Origin of the sequence: Limosilactobacillus sp. DJ3M12, assembly GCF_947381695.1 — a bacterium.
In the GTDB taxonomy this organism is placed as follows: Bacteria; Bacillota; Bacilli; order Lactobacillales; family Lactobacillaceae; genus Limosilactobacillus; species Limosilactobacillus kinnaridis.
Window position 1 is genome coordinate 1 of record NZ_CANCWY010000071.1, and the last position, 382, is coordinate 382.

At 45.0% G+C, this 382-nt stretch carries 1 protein-coding gene; it reads left to right on the top strand.

What is annotated here, in order from left to right; translation table 11 throughout:
* Positions 1-382, top strand: a 382-nt coding sequence (locus QOS06_RS10755; protein WP_283596067.1) for a reverse transcriptase domain-containing protein, incomplete at both ends; no start/stop codon positions are given.

Below are 382 nucleotides of genomic sequence, written 5' to 3' on the forward strand. Positions count from 1 at the left end.
CAAGACCTGGTCTTGGATCGCAATAACCTTAATCAGGCTTATTTGCGAGTTAAGAGAAATAAAGGAGCAGCAGGCGTTGACGATATGACAGTCAATGACCTTCTGCCATATCTCAGAGAAAATAAGACGGAACTGATCGCTAGTTTGCGTGAGGGCAAGTATAAACCAGCTCCAGTCAAACGGGTAGAAATTCCGAAGCCTAATGGTGGAGTAAGAAGACTTGGAATACCAACGGTGGTGGACCGAATGGTTCAACAAGCTGTAGCCCAAATTCTTACGCCTATCTTTGAGCGTGTTTTCTCTGATAATAGTTTTGGCTTCCGTCCCCACCGTGGGGCCCATGACGCTATTGCAAAAGTAGTAGATCTTTATAATCAAGGCT